At 64.8% G+C, this 19,309-nt stretch carries 18 protein-coding genes; 7 read left to right on the plus strand and 11 right to left on the minus strand.

Going from position 1 to position 19,309, the window contains the following annotated elements; translation table 11 throughout:
* The first annotated feature begins 72 nt into the window (after positions 1–72).
* Together J2X11_RS01085 and J2X11_RS01090 are read left to right on the plus strand one after the other, a co-directional pair.
* Entirely contained in the window at positions 73–975 is a 903-nt protein-coding gene (locus J2X11_RS01085) for an alpha/beta fold hydrolase (protein ID WP_309965578.1), read from the plus strand.
* 95 nt (positions 976–1,070) lie between these two features.
* Positions 1,071–1,523 carry a pyridoxamine 5'-phosphate oxidase family protein gene (locus J2X11_RS01090; protein ID WP_309965583.1) on the plus strand — a complete coding sequence of 151 codons (453 nt, stop codon included), beginning with the start codon at positions 1,071–1,073 and terminating at the stop codon, positions 1,521–1,523.
* Positions 1,524–1,550: 27 nt separating this feature from the next.
* Here J2X11_RS01090 and J2X11_RS01095 read toward each other — a convergent pair whose 3' ends face one another.
* The 4 genes from J2X11_RS01095 to hsaA are packed head-to-tail and all read right to left on the minus strand — an operon-like array spanning position 1,551 to position 5,155.
* Positions 1,551–2,171 carry a flavin reductase family protein gene (locus tag J2X11_RS01095; RefSeq protein WP_309965586.1) on the minus strand — a complete coding sequence of 207 codons (621 nt, stop codon included), beginning with the start codon at positions 2,169–2,171 and terminating at the stop codon, positions 1,551–1,553.
* A gap of 19 nt (positions 2,172–2,190) precedes the next feature.
* Positions 2,191–3,090 carry an iron-dependent extradiol dioxygenase HsaC gene (gene hsaC / locus J2X11_RS01100; protein WP_309965588.1) on the minus strand — a complete coding sequence of 300 codons (900 nt, stop codon included), beginning with the start codon at positions 3,088–3,090 and terminating at the stop codon, positions 2,191–2,193.
* Positions 3,087–3,989: a 4,5:9,10-diseco-3-hydroxy-5,9,17-trioxoandrosta-1(10),2-diene-4-oate hydrolase gene (gene hsaD, locus J2X11_RS01105; RefSeq protein WP_309965591.1), complete on the minus strand. Its 903-nt coding sequence runs from the start codon at positions 3,987–3,989 to the stop codon at positions 3,087–3,089. The genes hsaC and hsaD overlap by 4 nt, the downstream gene beginning before the upstream one ends.
* The gene (gene hsaA, locus J2X11_RS01110; protein ID WP_309965594.1) at positions 3,989–5,155 is read right to left on the minus strand and encodes a 3-hydroxy-9,10-secoandrosta-1,3,5(10)-triene-9,17-dione monooxygenase oxygenase subunit; all 1,167 of its coding nucleotides are present in this window, start codon (positions 5,153–5,155) and stop codon (positions 3,989–3,991) included. Before hsaA ends, hsaD begins: the two co-directional genes overlap by 1 nt.
* Positions 5,156–5,244: 89 nt before the next feature.
* On the opposite strand from hsaA, the gene J2X11_RS01115 reads away from it, so the two are divergent.
* On the plus strand, positions 5,245–6,051 hold the full coding sequence (locus J2X11_RS01115) for an isocitrate lyase/PEP mutase family protein (RefSeq protein WP_309965596.1): 807 nt from the start codon (positions 5,245–5,247) through the stop codon (positions 6,049–6,051).
* Here the strand turns inward: J2X11_RS01115 and dmpG are convergent.
* From dmpG to J2X11_RS01130, 3 genes are read right to left on the minus strand one after another with little or no spacing between them, the layout of a single operon-like run.
* Positions 6,048–7,151, minus strand: a complete 1,104-nt coding sequence (gene dmpG / locus J2X11_RS01120) for a 4-hydroxy-2-oxovalerate aldolase (RefSeq protein WP_309965599.1) — start codon at positions 7,149–7,151, stop codon at positions 6,048–6,050. The genes J2X11_RS01115 and dmpG overlap by 4 nt on opposite strands.
* Entirely contained in the window at positions 7,148–8,044 is an 897-nt protein-coding gene (locus J2X11_RS01125; RefSeq protein WP_309965602.1) for an acetaldehyde dehydrogenase (acetylating), read from the minus strand. The genes dmpG and J2X11_RS01125 overlap by 4 nt, the downstream gene beginning before the upstream one ends.
* Before the next feature lie 5 nt (positions 8,045–8,049).
* A complete protein-coding gene (locus J2X11_RS01130) occupies positions 8,050–8,874 on the minus strand; it encodes a 2-keto-4-pentenoate hydratase (RefSeq protein ID WP_309965605.1) in 825 nt (274 codons plus the stop codon).
* Between the two features lie 48 nt (positions 8,875–8,922).
* On the opposite strand from J2X11_RS01130, the gene kstD reads away from it, so the two are divergent.
* The 3 genes from kstD to J2X11_RS01145 are packed head-to-tail and all read left to right on the plus strand — an operon-like array spanning position 8,923 to position 12,077.
* Positions 8,923–10,584, plus strand: coding sequence for a 3-oxosteroid 1-dehydrogenase (kstD, locus tag J2X11_RS01135; RefSeq protein WP_309965608.1), 1,662 nt, complete (start codon positions 8,923–8,925; stop codon positions 10,582–10,584).
* The gene (locus J2X11_RS01140) at positions 10,584–11,453 is read left to right on the plus strand and encodes a MaoC/PaaZ C-terminal domain-containing protein (RefSeq protein WP_309965611.1); all 870 of its coding nucleotides are present in this window, start codon (positions 10,584–10,586) and stop codon (positions 11,451–11,453) included. The genes kstD and J2X11_RS01140 overlap by 1 nt, the downstream gene beginning before the upstream one ends.
* Positions 11,454–11,474: 21 nt before the next feature.
* Positions 11,475–12,077, plus strand: a complete 603-nt coding sequence (locus J2X11_RS01145; RefSeq protein WP_309965614.1) for a class I SAM-dependent methyltransferase — start codon at positions 11,475–11,477, stop codon at positions 12,075–12,077.
* A 138-nt stretch (positions 12,078–12,215) separates the two neighbouring features.
* On the opposite strand, the gene J2X11_RS01150 is transcribed toward J2X11_RS01145, so the two are convergent.
* From J2X11_RS01150 to J2X11_RS01160, 3 genes are read right to left on the minus strand one after another with little or no spacing between them, the layout of a single operon-like run.
* Positions 12,216–13,382 (minus strand): lipid-transfer protein, encoded by a 1,167-nt coding sequence (locus J2X11_RS01150; RefSeq protein WP_309965617.1) that lies wholly within the window; start codon positions 13,380–13,382, stop codon positions 12,216–12,218.
* Positions 13,379–14,701, minus strand: coding sequence for an OB-fold domain-containing protein (locus J2X11_RS01155; protein WP_309965620.1), 1,323 nt, complete (start codon positions 14,699–14,701; stop codon positions 13,379–13,381). Before J2X11_RS01155 ends, J2X11_RS01150 begins: the two co-directional genes overlap by 4 nt.
* Complete coding sequence (locus tag J2X11_RS01160) at positions 14,698–16,863, minus strand: acyl-CoA dehydrogenase (RefSeq protein ID WP_309965625.1); 2,166 nt, start codon at positions 16,861–16,863, stop codon at positions 14,698–14,700. The genes J2X11_RS01155 and J2X11_RS01160 overlap by 4 nt, the downstream gene beginning before the upstream one ends.
* 93 nt (positions 16,864–16,956) lie before the next feature.
* On the opposite strand from J2X11_RS01160, the gene J2X11_RS01165 reads away from it, so the two are divergent.
* Positions 16,957–17,907, plus strand: coding sequence for an alpha/beta fold hydrolase (locus J2X11_RS01165; protein ID WP_309965628.1), 951 nt, complete (start codon positions 16,957–16,959; stop codon positions 17,905–17,907).
* Here the strand turns inward: J2X11_RS01165 and J2X11_RS01170 are convergent, their stop codons facing one another.
* The gene (locus tag J2X11_RS01170; RefSeq protein WP_309965631.1) at positions 17,908–19,296 is read right to left on the minus strand and encodes a WS/DGAT/MGAT family O-acyltransferase; all 1,389 of its coding nucleotides are present in this window, start codon (positions 19,294–19,296) and stop codon (positions 17,908–17,910) included.
* Positions 19,297–19,309: the final 13 nt, after the last annotated feature.

Here is a 19,309-nt window from a genome sequence, read left to right on the forward strand (position 1 = left end):
TCATACAAAGTCTGGATGATTGTATGATTGGCCGAGAGCGCCGTCAACAGGAGGATCTGACACGATGCGCACATGACCGTCGAGGATTTCCCCGTAGAGCACGTCACCCTGCACGGCGAACGAGTCGCCTACCGTCGCGCTGGCCAGGGGCCGGTGTTGCTGCTGCTCCACGGGATTGCTGGCAGCTCCAAGACGTGGATCCCCGCGATGCGGTTGCTGCAGCACGACTACACCGTGATCGCTCCCGACTTCCTCGGCCACGGCGAGTCGGCCAAGCCGCACGGCGACTACTCGCTTGGCAACCACGCGAGCAACACACGCGACTTCTTGGATGTCCTCGACATCGAGCGAGCCACCATCGTGGGTCAATCCTTCGGTGGCGGCGTGGCTCTGCAGTTCGCGTACCAGTTTCCCGAGATCTGCGAACGACTCGTGCTCGTCGATGCCGGCGGGCTTGGCCGCGAAGTCAACCTGATGCTTCGCCTCGTGACGCTGCCCGGTGCCGAGTATGTCTTTCCGGTCGTGTTTCCAGCTTTCGCTGGTCGGTACGGGCGCTCGGTCGCTCAGTTCCTCGAGCGTCGGGGGATCCACAACCCGGCTGCAGGCGAGATCTGGAGCTCGTACGAGTCCCTGACCGACGCAACGAACCGTCGAGGATTCGTGCGGACGATTCGCGCTGTGATCGACCCGGGAGGTCAGTCGGTGAGCGCTGTCACCCGTCTCTACCTGGCTGCGCACATGCCAACGCTGATTGTCTGGGGAGACCGAGACAAGATCATTCCGGTCGAGCACGCCCATCAGGCTCATGCGGTCATGCCCAACAGTCGGCTGGCCGTCATGGAAGGTATCGGGCACTTCCCTCATGCAGAGGATCCCGCAGGCTTCGTGGAGATCCTCGTCGACTTCCTGCATACGACCGACCCGAGCTCGTTCACCCGCGAGGAGCTTCGCGAACTCAGGCGTAACGGGGGCTAGCCGACCGTGACGCCAACGACGTAGGACCAATGCCCCTATGTGGGCCGATAGGCGCGTGTGACGCTGGCCAACACAGGTGGGATGGAGGTGCCACGATGCCCAACCCCGTGGAACTCAGTTATTGGCAATGTGAATCGATCCTTCGGGCCGAGGTCCTGGGACGAATAGCGTTCTCGGCACCCGATGGCCCGCACATCTTGCCGATCAACTTTTCGGTGGTCGATGAAGCAATCATCATGCGCACCTCGCCCGACAGCCTCCTGGCCACTCATGGTTGCGGTGTCACAGTTGCCTTCGAGGTCGACTACATCAGGCACAACTACCGCCGCGGTTGCAGCGTCGTGGCCCGCGGTGAGACGGAAATCGTCACCGACCCGGCCGAGGCTGCTCACATCAACCGAGTCTGGGAACCACGACCGTGGGCCGGCGGCGCGCGGCCCTTGCTCCTCCGACTTCGGTGGGGAGAGCTGAGCGGACGCCAACTGGATGCCGGCTGGGATCCGCTATCCGAGATGCCGGTACGACGGACTGAAACCCGACCCCGCTGAGTGTCTCGGAGACTGCTTCATTCCGAACTACTCAGTGGTGCGGTACTGACCCTGGTGGAACAACAGCGGCTTGTCAGCGTCGCCCTCGCCGAGACCTTCGACCTTGCCGATCACGAGGTAGTGGTCACCAGATTCGTGCACGTCCTGGACAGTGCAGTCGACCCAGCCAACCGTGCCCTCGAGTCGAGGAGTGCCATTGGCCGTGAGGTCCCATGCGACGCCAGCGAACTTGTCCTCGGCCCGCGATGCAAAGGCATTGGAGATCTCGGTCTGGTCCGCGGCGAGGATGTTGACGCAGAACTTGCGGGTCTGACGGATCGCCGCGAAAGCACGTGAGGTCTTCTGCGGGAGGAACGCGACCAACGGCGGATCGAGTGAAACGCTGGTGAACGACTGGCAGGTCATGCCAACCGGCTTGCCGCCCTGCACTGTGGTGATGACCGTGACGCCGCTGGCGTACTGGCCGAGTACATCGCGGTACTGGCGAGCAGCAGCTTGGGCAGCCTCGCCGTCGATCTCGACAACTTCACCCGGGCGCCACGAGAAGAGCTCATGGTGGCCACCGAGGTAGGAGTCGATCAGCTCACGGGACGGCCACGACTTGGCGGCGTCGGAGCTGATGCCGTCGGGGAGTTCTGCGTCAGTCACGGAGCCCACTGTTTCATCCCTAACCGGACTGGCCGAACGCGTGGCCCCAGTACGAGACAGCGGTCGATTCGCGAGCAACCCAGCGTTCGTCGCTGACCGTGAGACCTTCGCAACCGAACTCGATGTCGAATCCACCGGGCGACTTCACGTAGAACGAGACCATTTCGTCGTTCATGTGACGGCCGAGCGTCGCTGATAGGGGCGCCTTGTGCTTCTTGACGCGCTCGAGCGCGCGGCCGACATCGTCGAGCTTGTCGACTTCGAGCATCAGGTGAACACAGCGGCTCGGGTTGGGCATCGGGAGGAACGCCAGCGAGTGGTGACGCGGGTTGACGCCGAGAAAGCGCAGCCAGATCTTGGAGCCAGCGGGCTTGCCGACGAACTCGCCGGGCATCGACATGGAGTCGCGAAGGCGGAAGCCGAGGACGTCGCGGTAGAACTTGAGTGCCTCGACATCGTCATCGACAGGGATGACGACGTGGCCCATGCCCTGGTCGCCAGTCACGAACTTTGCGGCGTACGGGGTCACGACGGGGCGTGATTCGTACGTGATGCCGTGGAACAGCTCAAAGACGTTGCCGAACGGATCCGTGAACCGTACGAGCTCCTGGACTCGGCGCTCGGCCAGTTCCTCAGGAGTGCCCTCGGTGCTCTGGACGCCAGCCTTGCTGAGGTGTTCGCGAGCAGCCTGGAGCGCGTCGTGGTCGGCAAGCTCCCAGCCGACGCAGTCGAGCTGGTCGGTGTCAGACGGGAAAACCACCAGACGGGCCGAGACCTCGTCGATGCGGTAGTAGAGGTTGTCCGGGTTGGGGCCACGGCCCTCGGCCAGGCCGAGCACCTTGCCGGCGAACTGCTTCCAGTCGTCGAGGTTGGTGGAGGCGACCCGGGCATAACCCATGGACTTGATGTCGATGGTCATGAACGGCTCCTTTCGACATGGTTGGAGAGGTACGCGGTGCAGACCTGGCGGAACTCGTCAGCCGCCTCGATCTGCGCCCAGTGTCCGCAGTTGGGGAACACGTGCAGCGTTGCCTTGGGGATCATCTTCAGCGCAACGAACGCACCGTCGAGCGGGTTGACCCGGTCTTCGCGACCCCAGGTCAGCAGCGTCGGCCGCTTGAGCTGGTGAGCATCTCGCCAGATCAGGCCGTCTTCGAAGCTGTCGGGATTCCAGAAGGACATGCCCATCGACTGCATGGCTTCCTGCGCTCCCGGTGCCGTGGCGTCTGCGAAGCGTTCTTCGACGAGTTCGTCAGTGACCAGGGACTGGTCGACGACCATCGTGGAGATGAACGCCCGCAGCGACTCGCGAGTCGGGGCAGCGCCGAAGTCCATGAGGCGCTTGACGCCCTCGGTCGGATCGGCGTGGAAAAGGCTGAGGTTGAGTCCGCCGGGGCCCATGAGCACGAGGCGACCCACACGCTCGGGGTACATCAGTGCGAAGCGTGCCGCGGTGCCGCCGCCCAGGCTGTTGCCGAGGAGGTGGATGCGCTCAATGCCGAGCTCATCAAGGAAGTCCTTGATGATCGTGGCCGAGTGGCGGAAGTAGTTGCCAACAACCGGCGGCTTGTCGCTCTGCCCGAAGCCGGGCTGATCGACGAGCAGCGTACGGAAATCCTCAGCGAAGCCCGGAAGGGCCGAGCCGAAGTTGGACCATGCCGAAGCACCGGGTCCGCCACCGTGCAGCATCACCAGAGGCAGGCCGCCACCAACAGCGGTCGGCTCACCGGCCTCGTAGTAGTTGAGGGTGAGGTCGCCGGCCTTGGCGGAACGGCGGGTTGATTCGCGGTCGACCGCCTTGTCGCCACTTGGGACCATCAGTACATCCCTGGGTCGACCTTGTGACCGAACTCCGACATGCCGAACATCTGCAGTGCGCGCTCGGGATCGTTGGCTGCGTGGACACGACCGGCGTGAGCATCGCGCCAGGCGCGCTGCAGGTAAGTGCCGTTGGCCAGCGCACGGCCACCTGACGACTCGAAGAGAACGTCGATCGCGTCGATCGCGCGCTGGGTGCCGAGCACCTGGTCGCGACGAACCTTGAGGCGCAGAGGGATCGGGATCTTCTCACCCTTGGCGACGAGCGCCTGCTCCTGGCGGATGTTGGCCATGCAGAGTTCCCAAGCCGCGTCGATCTCGCTGGAAGCGCGAGCGATACGTACGGCTGCGAACGGGTCGGACGAAGCCTTCTCGCCGAGGTAAGCAGCGCGTACGCGAGCCTGCTGCTGCTCGACGTGCTCGGCGTAGGCACCGCGTGCCATGCCGACGATCGGAGCCGTGATGGTCGTGGTGAAGAGCGAGTGGAACGGCAGCTTGTAGAGATCGCTGGTGTTCTGCTCCTGACCGGGACCGAAGCAGCGACCGGTGTCACCCATGGAGAGCGTGAACTCGTTGGGGATGAACGTCGGGGCAACGACGATGTCGTTGGAGCCGGTGCCGGCGAGGCCGACTACGTTCCAGACGTCGACGATCTCGTACTTCTCGCGGGGAACCATGAACGTCTTGAAGTCGACGATCTGGCCCTCTTCGTTGGAGACGAGGCCACCGAGCAGCACCCAGCTGGCGTGAGCCGAGCCGGACGAGAAGCTCCAGCGACCCTCGAGCGTGTAGCCACCTTCGGCGATGGTCGCCTTGCCGGTGGGTGCGTACGACGAGCTCAGGCGGGTGCTGGTGTCAGCGCCCCAGACAGCCTGCTGCGCGTCGTCGTGGAACAGGCCGACCTGCCACGGGTGAACACCGAGGACCGAGGAGATCCAACCGGTCGAGCCACAGGCCGATGCGATGAGCGCGACAGCGGTGTAGAAGTCGATCGGGTCGGCCTCGAGGCCGTCGAAGCGCTTGGGCTGAAGCAGGCGGAAGAAGCCAGTCTCTTCCAACTCCTTGACCGAGGCCTCGGGGACCTGGCGAAGTCGCTCAGTCTCGTCAGCGCGCTCGCGCAGCGTGGGAAGGAGGTCTCGTACGCCATCCAGTACAGCCTGGGTCATTGCAGCTCCTTGGGAGATCGTCTACGGGCAATACTAGAACACGTTCTAGTATTAAGTCCATCGGTGGGTCAACCTGCGACACTGGCGATATGAATGCCGCCGCTGCAGCGTTCCTGGCCCTCCATAGGCCTGGTGCCGGATTCATCCTGCCAAATGCGTGGGACGGCGGATCGGCACGCTTGCTGGAGCAGGTCGGCTTCCCAGCAATTGCCACGACCAGCGCCGGAATCGCTTTCAGTCGTGGCCTCCCCGACGCTGGCATGACCGGCGCCGACATGCTCGACTGCATCGCCTTGATCGTCGAAGCGGTGGACTGCCCGGTGAGCGCCGACCTCGAGTCCGGGTATGGCAACACCCCCGACCAGGTCGCATCGACCGTCGCCGCGGCCGTCGCGATCGGAGTCGTCGGCGGCAACCTGGAGGACGCGACCCCATCCGGAGGGCTGTTCTCAGTCGAAGAGGGGCGCGAACGGCTCGAAGCCGCACGAAGCGCTGCGCCCGCTGGATCGTTCGTACTCAATGCGCGCACCGACACGTACATGGTCAGTCACCCGGACGCCTTCGCCGAGACGATCCGGCGCGCAGAGCAGTACGTCGACGCCGGAGCCGACTGCATTTTCGTCCCAGGCGTCAGCGATGCCGACGAGATTGGCCGACTGACCGCCGAGATCGGTGCGCCGGTCAACGTCGTCGCAGGACTGGTCGAGCCGGTGCTCGACGCAGCCACCCTGCGCGACCTGGGCGTCGCCCGGATCAGCATCGGCGGCACCCTGACGCGCGCAGCTCTCAGCCTGGTCGACCGCGCCGGACGCGAAATGCTCGAGCACGGCACATTCGGTTTCGCCGACGGCCTTATTTCGTACGGCGAGTTCCAGCAGAAGCTGGGCAGCGACTAAGCGTTGGCCTCGTTCTTTGCCTTCAGCATCAGGGCGATGTCGATGAGCTGATCCTCCTGGCCACCGATCAGCTTGCGCTGGCCGGCTTCGAGCAGGATCTGGGCACCGGAGACGCCGTAGCGATCGGCGGCGTTGCCCGCGTGCTTGAGGAACGACGAGTAGACACCGGCGTAACCCATCATCAGGGTCATCCGGTTGAGAGTGCACTCCTCCGGCATGGCCGGGCGGATGACGTCTTCAGCCGCATCAACGATCTGCAGGAAGTCGACGCCGGTGTTCCAGCCGAGTTTGTCGGCGACACCGATGAACGCCTCGAGCGGGGTGTTGCCCGCTCCGGCGCCGAAGCGACGTACCGAACCGTCGATCTGGGTGGCACCTGCGCGAGCTGCGACGACAGTATTGGCGACGCCGAGGCCGAGGTTCTCGTGACCGTGGAAACCGATCGTGGCTTCGTTGCCGATCTCGGCAACGAGTGCGTGTACGCGGTCGGCGACGCCTTCCATGATCAGCGCGCCTGCAGAGTCGACGACATATACGCACTGGCAGCCGGCGTCGACCATGATCCGAGCCTGCTGAGCCAGAACTTCAGGCGAAACCGTGTGGCTCATCATCAGGAAGCCGACGGTCTCCAGACCGAGCTCACGAGCCAGACCGAAGTGCTGGCGCGACGTGTCGGCCTCAGTGCTGTGAGTCGCGATGCGGCAGATCTGACCACCGTTGTCCTGGGCAGCTCGGATGTCGTCCTTGGTGCCGACACCGGGCAGCATCAGGAAGGCAATGCGCGCCTTCTTGGCCGTCTCGGCGGCGAGCTTGATGAGCTCCTGCTCGGGCGTCTTGGAGAAGCCGTAGTTGAACGACGATCCGCCCAGGCCGTCACCGTGGGTGACCTCGATGATCGGGATGCCGGCAGAGTCGAGAGCGCCGACGATGTCGCGCACCTCCTGCGGCACGAACTGGTGACGCTTGTGGTGCGAGCCGTCACGCAGGCAGGTGTCGGTCAGCCGCAGGTCGAGCTTGCTCGACTTGTCAGTGTCCGACCACTTGCGGGCGAGCGAGTCGATCGAGGTGTCGAGGCTGGAGACGGAAGGTGCAGTACTCATCGGACGATCTCCCTTGCGATCGACTCACCGACGCGGGTCGCGGCGGCGGTCATGATGTCGAGGTTGCCTGCGAACGGGGGCAGGTAGTCACCGGCGCCTTCGACCTCGACGAAGATGCTGACCTTGGTCATACCCATCGTGGCTTCACTGGCGTCATCGAACTGCGGATCCTGAAGAAGTCGGTAGCCCGGTACGTACTCCTGAACCGACTTCGCCATGTCGAACACTGACTGCGAGATCGCGTCGCGATCGGCATCGGCGCTGACACCGCAGAAGATCGTGTCGCGCATGATCATGGGCGGCTCGGCCGGGTTGAGGATGATGATGGCCTTGCCCTTTTCGGCACCACCGATCGTCATCACGCCGTTGCTGGTCGTACGAGTGAACTCGTCGATGTTGGCGCGGGTACCGGGACCGGCCGAAGCGCTGGAGACCGAAGCGACGATCTCGGCGTACGGCACGGGCGCGATGCGCGAGACGGCGTAGACCATCGGGATCGTGGCCTGGCCGCCACAGGTGATCATGTTGACGTTGGGAGCGAGGATGTGTTCTTCGCCGTTGACCGGCGGAATGACCGCGGGTCCGACAGCGGCGGGCGTCAGGTCGATCGCCTTGATGCCGGCCTCTTCGTAACGGGGTGCGTATTCGCGGTGGACGTACGCGGAGGTCGCCTCGAAGATCAGCTCGGGCAGCTCGTCCTGCTTGAGCAGCCAGTCGACACCCTCATGCGATGCCTCGACGCCGCGATCGCGAGCGAGCTTGAGACCTTCGGACGAGGCGTCAACGCCGATCATCCAGCGCGGCTCGATGACATCGCTGCGGAGCAGCTTGTAGAGCAGGTCGGTTCCGATGTTGCCCGGGCCGACGATGGCCGCGGTGACTTTGCGGGTCATATTTCTTACTCCTCGAAGGAGACGGTCAGGGGCGCGAACCCACTGATGGAAGCCGTCACGCGGTCACCCGCGGCAAACGGCACGAAGGGCCCCAAGGCCCCGGACAAGATCAGGTGTCCCGCACGCAGCGGGTCGCCGAAGCGTGCGGCCTGAACGGCGAGCCACCTCAGCGCTTCAAGAGGATCGCCCAAGCAGGCAGCACCGGTGCCGGCCGAACGCTCTTCGTCATTGATGGTGAGGCTCATGACGACGTCGCGCGGCTCGATCTCCGACAGCGGGAGGCCCGCGTCGCCGATGACATAGAGGCCGCTCGACGCGTTGTCGGCGACGGTGTCGGTGAACTCGATATTCCAGTTTTCGATGCGCGAGTCGACGATCTCCAACGCGGGAATCGCCACGTCAACGGACTCGCGTACGAAGTCGAGGGTGATCTGGTCCTCGGGGACATCGATGTCACGGCTCAGTCGGAAGGCGACTTCCGCTTCGACTCGAGGCTGCACGAGGGTGCGCATCGAGATCGGGGTGCCGTCGACGCCGTAGCTCACATCCATCTCGTCGAGCAGGTAGCCGAAGTCTGGCTGATCCACGCCCAGCTGCTTCTGAACAGCTTCGGAGGTGGCGCCGATCTTGCGGCCAACGACAGTCGCGCCCAGCGCCAGCCGCTTCTGCACGAGTCCCTGCTGCACGGCGTATGCCGCGGGCAAGTCATCAGTCCCGATCAGATCGCGCACTGCTGCGCACGGCACTCGGGTTGCCAGCGCCTGCGCAAGCCGCTCGGTCGCGGCAGCGATGGCGGCGGAATCAGCCTTCATGGAGGACACAACCGTCATACTAGAACCTGTTACAGTTTTGCGGTAGTTCACCCCGACGGAGGTCCCATGGAAGAGACGTATGACGTCGTCGTCGTAGGAGCCGGAGGCGCCGGTATGACGGCCGCTCTCGCCGCTGCTGACCATGGCCTCGACACCGTCCTGATCGAGAAGAGCGCCTTCTTCGGTGGCTCCACCGCGCGCTCCGGCGGCGGTGTCTGGGTTCCCGGCAACGCTGCTCTCAAGGCGGCCGGCCAGGTCAGCGCGACTGACCGCCAGGACGCGAGCGACTACCTACAGGCCATCGTCGGCGACGAAGTCCCCAAGATCCGTCGCGAGACGTTCCTTGACCGCGGCCCCGAGGTCATCGACTTCCTGCTCAACAAGACCCCGGTCAAGCTCAAGTGGGTTCCCGGCTACTCCGACTACCTCCCCGAGCAGCCGGGCGGCCGCTCGCAGGGACGCAGCGTCGAGCCAATCCCGATGGACGGCCGCATCCTCGGCGACGAGCTCGAGCGTCTGCACCCGCCGTACGCCAAGGCGCCGGCAAACCTCATCGTTACCCAGGCCGATTTCCGCAAGATCAGCCTCGGCATGCGATCGATTCGTGGACCGCTCACGATGATGCGGGTCGTCATCATGCGGGTGATCAGCTCGCTGCTCGGTCGCAAGATGTACGCGATGGGCAACGCCCTCACGATCAGCCTCCGCAAAGCGCTGGTCGACGCCAAGGTCCCCGTCTACTACGAGACTGAGCTCACCGGACTGGTGATCGAGAACGGTCGAGTCGTCGGCGTACGCGCTCAGCGCGACGGCAAGGAAATCGTCATCCGTGCCCGCCGCGGCGTGATCCTCGGCTCTGGCGGATTCGAGAAGAGCGAAGGTCTGCGCGAGAAGTACCTCCCCACGCCGACCAACGCCGACTGGAGCACCGCCGCAGCGAGCAACACCGGCGCCGGCATCGAAGCTGGCGTCGCCATCGGCGCAGCGATCGACATGATGGACGACGCCTGGTGGGGCCCGACGATCCCGCTGCCAAACGGCCCATGGTTCTGCCTGTCGGAGCGCAACCTGCCCGGCTCGATCATCGTCAACTCGGCCGGCAAGCGGTTCATGAACGAGGCGCTGCCGTACGTCGAGGCAACTCACGAGATCTACAAGGGCGAGGCCACTGGCGTCTCGCACGTCCCGGCCTGGCTGATCATCGACCAGCGCTACCGCAACCGCTACCTCTTTGCCGGGCTCGGTCCGCGTCAGCCGTTCCCGGGTCGCTGGCTCAAGAGCGGCGCCGTGGTCAAGGCATCGTCGCTCGCCAAGCTCGCCGAGGCGATCGCCGTTCCCACCGACGCGCTCGAGTCGACGATCGAGCGCTTCAACGGCTTCGCCAAGACTGGCAACGACGAGGACTTCCACCGCGGCGACAGCGCGTACGACCGCTACTACGCCGACCCACGCGTGAAGCCCAACCCGTCGCTGCACAGCATCGACCAGGGCCCGTTCTACGCCGTCAAGATCGTGCCGGGCGACCTCGGCACCAAGGGCGGCATCGTCACCGACGAGCGTGCGCGCGCACTTCGCGCTGACGGCTCGGTCATCGAAGGTCTGTACGCCGCGGGCAACGTCTCGTCGGCCGTCATGGGTCACACGTACGCCGGTCCCGGCGCGACCATCGGCCCCGCGATGACGTTCGGTTACCTCGCCGCTGAAGACATTGCGAAGGGCAAAGCCTGATGCCAATCGATCCCAACGTCGCCATCGGCGCCACCGTCGGAACCCAGGAATTCTCCTGGACCAGCAGCGATGTACTGCTCTATCAGCTTGCCGTTGGTGCCGGATCGCGTCCCGGCGACAACATGTCGGCCGACGCGCTCCGCTGGACGCTCGACTCCGACGCACTCCAGGTACTGCCGAGCTTCGCGGTCGTCGCGCCGTCGTTCCACGAGACCAACCCCCCGTCGCTCGACCTGCCGGGCTGCGACATCACGCTGACCCAGGTCGTTCACGGCGCCCAGGAAGTCCACCTCACGTCGCCGCTGCCCACCTCGGGCTCTGCCACGCTGACGACGACCATCACGGACGTCTGGGACAAGGGCAAGGCTGCCGTCATCTGGCAAGAAGGTGTCGCGGTCGATCCGAACGGTGCCGAGCTGTGGCGCGTACGCTCCTCGATCTTCGTCAAGGGCGAGGGTGGCTGGGGCGGCAACCGAGGCGAGAGCAATGCCATCGCCGTGCCCGACCGTGCGCCCGATGGCACCGCGTCGTACACCGTCACCCCGCAGCAGGCCCTGCTCTACCGCCTCTGCGGCGACCGCAACCCGCTGCACGCCGACCCGGCATTCGCAGCTGGCGCTGGCTTCCCGGCTCCGATCCTGCACGGCCTCGCGACGTACGGCATCGTGCTGCGCGAAGTTATCGACCTGCTCCTCGACGGCGATGCCAGCAAGGTGGGCGGCTTCGGCGCTCGTTTCGCCGGCGTCGTGTTCCCGGGCGAGACGCTGTCGATCAACGCATGGGATGAGCCCGAAGGCATCGCAGTGACAGTCACGGTTGGCGACGACAATCGCCCGGCCCTGGCTGACTGCTTCGTGACTCGTCGCTGATCCCGACCTAGGGTCGAAGGCATGGAGCCTTCGCCCAACGCGCGAACTGTTGAGTCATACGAACAGATCGCCGACGAATACGCGCGCGACACCAAGGGCGGCCACGTCCTGTCTGGCGGCCTGACGCGTCTGATCGAGACGATGCCCGGAGCTCACGTCCTGGAGATTGGCTCCGGCCCAGGTTGGGATGCCGACCAGCTCGAGGACGCCGGGCTGACCGTACGACGTACAGACATCACCCAGGCGTTCATCGACTTCCAGCGCTCACGTGGGAAGTCAGTCGACCGGCTCGACGCCATCAACGACAACCTCGGCGGACCCTACGACGCCGTCGTCACGCTCCACGTTCTGCAACACATGGAGTCCGATGATCTTGGCGTCGTCCTCGCGAAGGTTGCTGCGGCGTTGAGTCCGAGCGGCCGCTTCCTTGTCTCCATACCTCTCGGCGAGGACGCGGGTTGGCAGGACGGCGAGTCAGGCAATCCCTACTACCGGGTGCTCCGTACGGAGGACGACTTCACAGCTTCACTCGCGCAGGCCGGGCTGACTCCCGAGTGGACCGAACGCTCCAACGATGACGAAGAGACCGGCTGGCTCTGCCTGCTGGCCAAACTCGTCCGCTAAGGAGCGAAGCGACTGGGAGGCCGAGGAACGAGGCCGAAGCGTGGTGAGACGAATGGCTCGAGCGAGCCTCTCGTCGTGCGCCCCTTCGCTTCGCTCCCGCCCCTCGTACCTCGGGGCTAGGGGCAGGGTGGTCGCGACCTACTTGCCGAGGACGAGGCCTGAGGTCGGTACGCCAGTACCCGCTGTGACCAGCACGTTCTCGACGTCCGGCACCGGGTTGACCGAGGTTCCGCGGATCTGACGTACGCCTTCGGCGATGCCATTCATGCCGTGGATGTACGCCTCGCCGAGCTGGCCGCCGTGAGTGTTGAGCGGCAGCTTGCCGCCGATCTCGATCGCGCCATTGGCGATGAAGTCCTTGGCCTCGCCACGTCCGCAGAAGCCGAGCTCCTCGAGCTGCATCAGCACGTACGGCGTGAAGTGGTCGTAGAGGACCGCGGTCTGGATGTCTGCCGGTGTCAGACCTGACTGACGCCACAGCTCACGACCGACAACGCCGATCTCGGGGATGCCGATGTTGTCGCGGTAGTACGAGGTCATCACGAACTGATCTGCGGCGCTGCCCTGGGCGGCGGCGAGGATCGGCACAGCTCCGGCCTTGAGGTCGCGAGCGCGCTCAGTGGACGTGACGACGATGGCGACAGCGCCATCGCTCTCCTGGCAGCAGTCGAGGAGTCGCAGCGGATCAGCAATCAGCCGTGAGTTCTGGTGGTCCTCGATCGTGATCGGCTTCTCGTAGAAGAACGCGTTGGGGTTCTTCGCGGCGTGCTTGCGGTCAGCAACAGCAACCGCGCCGAAGTCGGCCGAGGTTGCGCCGTACTCGTGCATGTAACGACGGGCCTGCATCGCGACCGTGGCGGCCGGAGTCGAGAGGCCGTGCGGGTAGGACCAGGCATTGTCGAGACCGTTGGTGTTGACCTGCTCGGCTGCCCACTTCTGGACCTGACCGAACCGCTGACCCGACCGCTCGTTGAAGCCGCGGTAGGCGACGACGACATCGGCGACGCCGGTAGCGACAGCCATGGCCGCCTGCTGCACCGTTCCGCAGGCAGCGCCGCCGCCGTAGTTGATGCGGCTGAAGAAGCGCAGGTCACCCATGCCGAGCTCACGCGCCAGCGCGATCTCGGAGGTGCTGTCCATCGTGAACGTGACGAGTCCATCGACATCAGACGTCGACAATCCCGCATCCGCGAGAGCGGCAAGAGTCGCCTCGGCCGAGAGCTGCAGCTCCGAACGACCCGACTCCTTCGAGAACTCGGTCGCGCCAATTCCGGCGATCGCGGCTGCACCACTGAAAGTGTTCATTTGCGGATCTCCAGTCGTGCGTTCGCATGGTTGCCGATCGAGACGGCAGCGGTGACGTCGATCGTCGTCACGCCGTCCTCCTCGGACACGATGTTGCCGGTGAAGCGCAGCGTGTCGTACGGGTACGCCGGCGCTCCGAGGCGAAGCGCGCAGGAAAGGATCTGCGTCTGCGGGCCCGCCCAGTCGGTGATGTAGCGCTGCACGAGTCCCGTCGTGCTGAGGATGTTGATGAAGATGTCCTTGCTTCCATGACCGATCGAGCGGTCACGGTCGTGATGGACATCCTGGAAGTCGCGAGTAGCGAGCGCCGTCGAAACGACGAGCGTCGGCGTGATCGGCACCTCCCAAACCGGGATGTCGGATGGGGGTACCTCCCGCAAAGTAGCGCGTAGCGGCGGGGGATTCTCTTCGGGCGCAGGCTCCGGAGCCGGGGTGCCAGCGGGCTGCCACTTGGCAAGCGTCACTTCATCATCGATTGGGTCGAACCAGACCTCGACGGCATCGCCGATCGCGACGTCGCCCTTGACCTCGCCAATCATCCGGACGCCCTCTTCGAGGTCGACCAGCGCGAGCGTGAGTGGGAGCTGCTTGCCGGGTACGACGGGAGCGTGGTGCACCAGGAACGAACGAACCGTTCCCTTGCCCGATGCGACGACAAAGCCGCGATCCATCGCATGGCACTTCGGGCAGACGGGTCCGGGTGGGTGGCGGAGCTCGCCGCAGGCGTTGCACTTCTGGATGCGCAGTTCGCCTGCCTGGGTGCCTTCCCAGAAGAAAGAGGTGTCCTTGTTCATCATCGGCCGCGACGACTTCGTCTTGTCGACCGAGGCGCGGCCGGTGCCGGGCTTGAACTTGAGGACGCGGAACGTCATCGTCGCGACCTCTTCGTCGCCGACGGTCCAGACGCTCTTGGTTGTGATGAAGTAGCCCTCGCCGACGCCGGTCTTCTTGGGGCCCATGACGTCTGAGAGGTACGTGCTGATGCTCGGCACTTCGCCGGGCTTCAGAGTGCGCGCGTAGGTCTGGTCGCAGTTGGTGCCGAGCACCGAGGTGAATCCGGCGTCGTCGAGCACCTGCATCGTGTCCGGCAGCGGGTCGTTCGGCATCCGCTCGGGGTTGAGCCCGTACATCGTCCACACCTGCGCCATTGCGGGCGGCGCCTCGGTGTCAGGTCCGGGAGCCCAACGCGGGTTGGTGTCGCCGATTGCTTCGGCCCAGTGCCGAATCATCGGACCATTGACCGGGTCCGGCGCCAAACGCGCAGGGCTCTTGCCTCGCGCCTTGATCTTGTCGGTCAGTTCAATGATCGGATCTGTCATCGTGGAACCCTTGGAAGATCGAGGCCGAACATGGCAATCAGCTCGCGCTGCACCTCGTTGACGCCGCCACCGAAGCTCAACACGAGGTTGCGCTTGGCGGTCTTGTCGAGGTACTCGGCGAGGCGGCCAGTCTCGGGATCGGATGGATCGCCGAACGCATCGACGACGTCGGTCAGCGCCATGCCGAGCTTCTGAACCTCGTCGCTGGCGAACACCTTGGAGGTGGACGCATCAGCGACGGTCGTCTTGTCCGACGCCGGAGAATTCGCGACGGCCCAGTTGAGCAGCTCGTTGACGCGGAACGAAGCGGTGGCGCGAGCCAGGGTGTCGCGCACCCACGGCACCTCGAGCACAGGAGTGCCATCCGGAGCCGTACGTCCCTCGGCCCACTCGCGTACGAGGTCGCGCAGACCTTCGATGCGGCCAGCGGGGCCGAGCATGACGCGCTCGTGGTTGAGCTGCGTCGTGATGAGGCTCCAACCGCGGTTCTCCTCGCCGACCAGCATGTCGACGGGGACGCGTACGTCGTTGAAGTAGGTCGCGTTGGTGTGGTGCGAGCCGTCGCTGGTGACGATCGGCGTCCATGAGTAGCCGGGATCCTTGGTGTCGACGATCAACACCGAGATGCCGCGGTGCGGAGGCGCATCGGGATCGGTGCGTACGGCGAGCCAAACCCAGTCGGCTGCGTGACCGCCCGTGGTCCACATCTTCTGGCCGTTCACGATGTAGTGGTCGCCGTCGCGCTTGGCGCTGGTGCGCATCGAAGCGAGGTCGGTGCCGGCGTCGGGCTCGCTGTAGCCGATCGCGAAGTGCACATCGCCGGTGATGATGTCAGCGAGGAACATGTCCTTCTGCTTCTCGGTGCCGTACGCCTGAAGCGTCGGGCCGACCGTCTGCAGCGTGACCGACGGGAGGTGGACGTCGGCGTGCGACGCCTCGTTGACGAAGACCTGCTGCTCAATGACGCCGCGGCCCTGACCGCCGTACTCCTTGGGCCAGCCGACGCCCATCCAGTTGTCGGCACCCATCTTCTTGATGATGCGGTGGTAGGCAGGACCGTGACGGTTGTTGCGCATCTCGTCGCGGTCCTCGTCGCTGACCAGGTTCATCAGGTAGTCGCGGGCTTCGGCTTTGAACGCACGCTCCTCAACGGTGAGCTCGGCGTTCTTGCCGGCCGTCTCGTTGACGGGCACGTCGGCGAGCGCGGCCGGTCCGCCGAGGTGGCGAGCAACGTCGCGTACGGAAGCGAAGTAGCGGGGCATGTCATACGTCTCGTCGACGCCCATGCCGCCGTGGAGGTGCTGGCAGATCTGCATCAGCGCCGGTGCGCGGTTGGCGAACCAGTACGCAGCGATTGCCAGATCGTCGTCAGCCGGGTCGCCCGCGTCGAGGCGACGTACGACCTCAGTCGCGGTCAGCGTGAATGTGCGCGAGCCGATGTAGACGTCGGCGATCTGCTGAGCGACGGCCTGGAACTCGGCGAGCGAGCGACCGAACTGCTTGCGGTCCTTGATGTAGCCAGCGGTCAGGTCGCGGGCACCTTCGACGACTCCTGCGCCGAGGACAGCGAGGCCGGCGATCGCGTGGCTGCGTACGACGGCTGCATCGAGCTCGCCCAGCGAGGGTGCTGCGTCGAACGTGTAGGTCGCTTCGGTCGTGTCGCGGGACGTCAGAGTGTCGACCTTGCTGACTCCGGCGCCATCAGCGTCGACAAGCGCAACGACACCGCCCGCGGAGACGAGCAGGATCGTGGAGCCCTCGAGAACAGGGACGCCGACCTTGGTGCCAGTGACGGACGTGCCGTCGAACGTTGTCGTGGGGGTAGTCGGCAGCGCGACACCGGGCTCACCGAGGGCGGGCGAGAACTTCAGTTCCCCAGCCAGAACCTTGGGGACCAGATCAGCCTGCAGGTCGTCTGAGCCAGAACGTACGAGGGGCAGCAGGCCGCAGGCGACCGTCTCCCATACGGGCAGATTGGCGGCGCGACGGCCGACCTCGTGGAGCAGTACGGAGATCTCGGTCAGGCCAAGTCCTTCGCCGCCGAGCTTCTCGGGCGCAGCGAGCGCGAGCAAGCCGGACTCCTGGAGGGCGCGCCATGAGCCATCGCCGCGGTCGAGCACGTCGCCAATGACGGAGCGCACCTCATCAAGTACCGAGTCCACGCAGATCGTCTCCTTTGCAGGCATTGGGCAATTCGCCCGCTCCGAAACTATAACGTGTTCTATTCTTGGGGAAGTCGAGTAAGGGAGTACCTCGTGACCATCCCGGTCAAGAAGATGTTTGGCGCCGTGCGCCCCCTCCTCCCGGACCCATCGACCTGGGACCTCTTTGACGTCCCCGATGTCGACCTTCCCGAGGGACGCTGGCTCAAGCTGCGCCGCCGAGGCCAGACCTGGCTCACCGACATACCCGGACCGACTCCCGACGCTCCCACGATCATCCTGCTGCACGCCGTCGGATGCACCGGTCAGCTGACCTGGTTCCCCACGATCCCCGAGCTGTCCAAGCATTTCCGGGTCATCACGTTCGATCAGCGGTGGCACGGCCGCGGCATCATGTCCGACAAGTTCCTGATCTCCGATTGCGCGGATGACGTCGGTGCGGTGATCGATGCCCTGAAACTGGACAAGCCAATCGTCGCTGGATATTCGATGGGATCCATCGTCGCGCAGCGAGTCTGGCGCCAAAGCCCCGATCTGATCAGCGGGATCGTCCTGGCAGCAAGCACAGCGCACTTTCGTACGAATGGCCGCGAACGCGTCTTCCACGCCGGTATGGAACTCAGCATGCGCTTGAGCACCACGCTGTCACGCTCGGCCACGATCAACCGCGCCAGTGTTGCGGCCGTCGACGCAATCGACGCAGACAGCACTGACACCGTTCGATGGGCCATGAAGCAGTTCCGCTCGACGAGCGCCTGGGCTGTTGGTCAGGCCGTGGCTTCACTCGGGCGACACCACTCGTCACCCTGGCTGAACATGGTTGATGTGCCCACTGCCGTCGTCGTGACCGCCAACGACCACGTCATACCACCGGAGCGCCAGCTCGAACTGGCGGAGCTCATCCCTGACGCCACGGTCCACAAGGCAGAGTGCGGCCACGCTGGCTGTGTGCTCGAGTACAAGGAATTCGTACCCGTATTCGTTGAGGCGGCACTCGATGTGGCAGCCCGCGCTCGCGATCGCCAGTTGGCCTCTGCCAAGTAGTTAGCCGAGGACGGCCTTGCGCATGGCCTCGAGCTCATCCGGGAACTTGTCGATCAGGTCCCATGGACGTGGCATGAGCTCGCTGCAGGCGATGGCACCGATGTGCATCAGACCGTTGTTGCTCATCACGGTGAGGTTGAGTCCGGCGCCGTGGAAGACCGGGCCAAGCGGATAGAGAGCGTCGATCCGAGCACCAACGAAGTAGAGCGGCACCGGCGGACCGGGAACGTTCGAGATCACGAGGTTGTGAATCACCGGCGCGCGGTCGGCGAGACGCAGGTCGGACACCATACGTACGGCGAGGCCGAACGTACGAGGTGCGGCGAACTCAGCCCACTCCTGCAACGTGTCGGCCGGAACCGCCTTGTGGTGTTCCTTGGCGTTGACGTTGGCTTGCGCCATTCCGGTGATGCGGTCGAGCGGATCCTCGATGTCGGTGCCGAGCCGACAGAACATCGACGACACCTGGTTGCGCCCTGCACGCTTTGATTCGGAACGCACCGAAACCGGGACGCTCGCCAGCAGCGACGTCTCAGGCAGCTCACCACGCTCCTGCAGGTAGCGGCGCAAAGCTCCACCACTGAGCGCCAATACGACGTCGTTGACCGTCGCACCGGGGACTGCCTTCTTGATGTCCTTGATCGTGTCGAGCGACACGTCGGTGTACGCGATCGAGCGATGCCCGGTGATCGTGGAGTTGAACGACGTACGAGGAGCAGTCAGCGGGGCCGCCATCGCCGTACCTCGGCGCGCGCGACGGCTCGTCTCGACGAGAGTCCGGGTTGTCGGCGCAGTCAGACGGACGATCTGCCACGGCTTGGTCGCCGTCGCCAGAACACCGCGGCCGATCAGCTCGAGATTGGAAGGGGCGCGCTGGTGCTCTGCGGAGCTGGTGTCCAGCGGAGCCGCGTCAGATTCGAGGCTGCAGAGGTAGGAGATCATGTTGGATCCCGAGACGCCGTCGACCGACGCGTGATGCATCTTGGAGAAGATCGCGATCTTGCCGTTGGCCAGACCCTCGATGACGTGCATCTCCCACAGCGGGCGAGACCGGTCGAGCGGAATGCCGGCCAGGTGGCCCGACACTTCCGACAACTCGCGGTCGCTGCCCGGTGAGGGAACAGCCATCCGGTGAACGTGCCGATCGATGTCGAACTCGTCGTCGGTCACCCAGACCGGGAAGTCGATTCCGCCGGGTACGAACTTGAGCTTGCGGTTGAACATCGCAATGCCCTCGACGCGATTCGAGAGCTCCTTCTTGAACGTTTGGAAGTCGTAGCCGCCCGGAATCGTCGTGGGATCAACCACGATCACACCGCATACGTGCATGAGCTGCGCGCCGCTCTCGAGGTACAGGAAGCTGGCGTCAAGTCCACTGAGTCGATCCATGGTCGTATCCTAG

The organism is Aeromicrobium panaciterrae, from assembly GCF_031457275.1.
GTDB classification, from domain to species: domain Bacteria; phylum Actinomycetota; class Actinomycetes; order Propionibacteriales; family Nocardioidaceae; genus Aeromicrobium; species Aeromicrobium panaciterrae_A.

Coding starts and splice junctions, on each gene's coding strand:
- dmpG (WP_309965599.1), bottom strand. CDS start 7,151: ATGAGTACTGCACCTTCCGTCTCCAGCCTCGACACCTCGATCGACTCG.
- hsaC (WP_309965588.1), bottom strand. CDS start 3,090: ATGACCATCGACATCAAGTCCATGGGTTATGCCCGGGTCGCCTCCACC.
- J2X11_RS01140 (WP_309965611.1), top strand. CDS start 10,584: ATGCCAATCGATCCCAACGTCGCCATCGGCGCCACCGTCGGAACCCAG.
- J2X11_RS01170 (WP_309965631.1), bottom strand. CDS start 19,296: ATGGATCGACTCAGTGGACTTGACGCCAGCTTCCTGTACCTCGAGAGC.
- J2X11_RS01145 (WP_309965614.1), top strand. CDS start 11,475: ATGGAGCCTTCGCCCAACGCGCGAACTGTTGAGTCATACGAACAGATC.
- hsaD (WP_309965591.1), bottom strand. CDS start 3,989: ATGGTCCCAAGTGGCGACAAGGCGGTCGACCGCGAATCAACCCGCCGT.
- J2X11_RS01085 (WP_309965578.1), top strand. CDS start 73: ATGACCGTCGAGGATTTCCCCGTAGAGCACGTCACCCTGCACGGCGAA.
- J2X11_RS01130 (WP_309965605.1), bottom strand. CDS start 8,874: ATGACGGTTGTGTCCTCCATGAAGGCTGATTCCGCCGCCATCGCTGCC.
- kstD (WP_309965608.1), top strand. CDS start 8,923: ATGGAAGAGACGTATGACGTCGTCGTCGTAGGAGCCGGAGGCGCCGGT.
- J2X11_RS01125 (WP_309965602.1), bottom strand. CDS start 8,044: ATGACCCGCAAAGTCACCGCGGCCATCGTCGGCCCGGGCAACATCGGA.
- J2X11_RS01090 (WP_309965583.1), top strand. CDS start 1,071: ATGCCCAACCCCGTGGAACTCAGTTATTGGCAATGTGAATCGATCCTT.
- hsaA (WP_309965594.1), bottom strand. CDS start 5,155: ATGACCCAGGCTGTACTGGATGGCGTACGAGACCTCCTTCCCACGCTG.
- J2X11_RS01155 (WP_309965620.1), bottom strand. CDS start 14,701: ATGACAGATCCGATCATTGAACTGACCGACAAGATCAAGGCGCGAGGC.
- J2X11_RS01115 (WP_309965596.1), top strand. CDS start 5,245: ATGAATGCCGCCGCTGCAGCGTTCCTGGCCCTCCATAGGCCTGGTGCC.
- J2X11_RS01150 (WP_309965617.1), bottom strand. CDS start 13,382: ATGAACACTTTCAGTGGTGCAGCCGCGATCGCCGGAATTGGCGCGACC.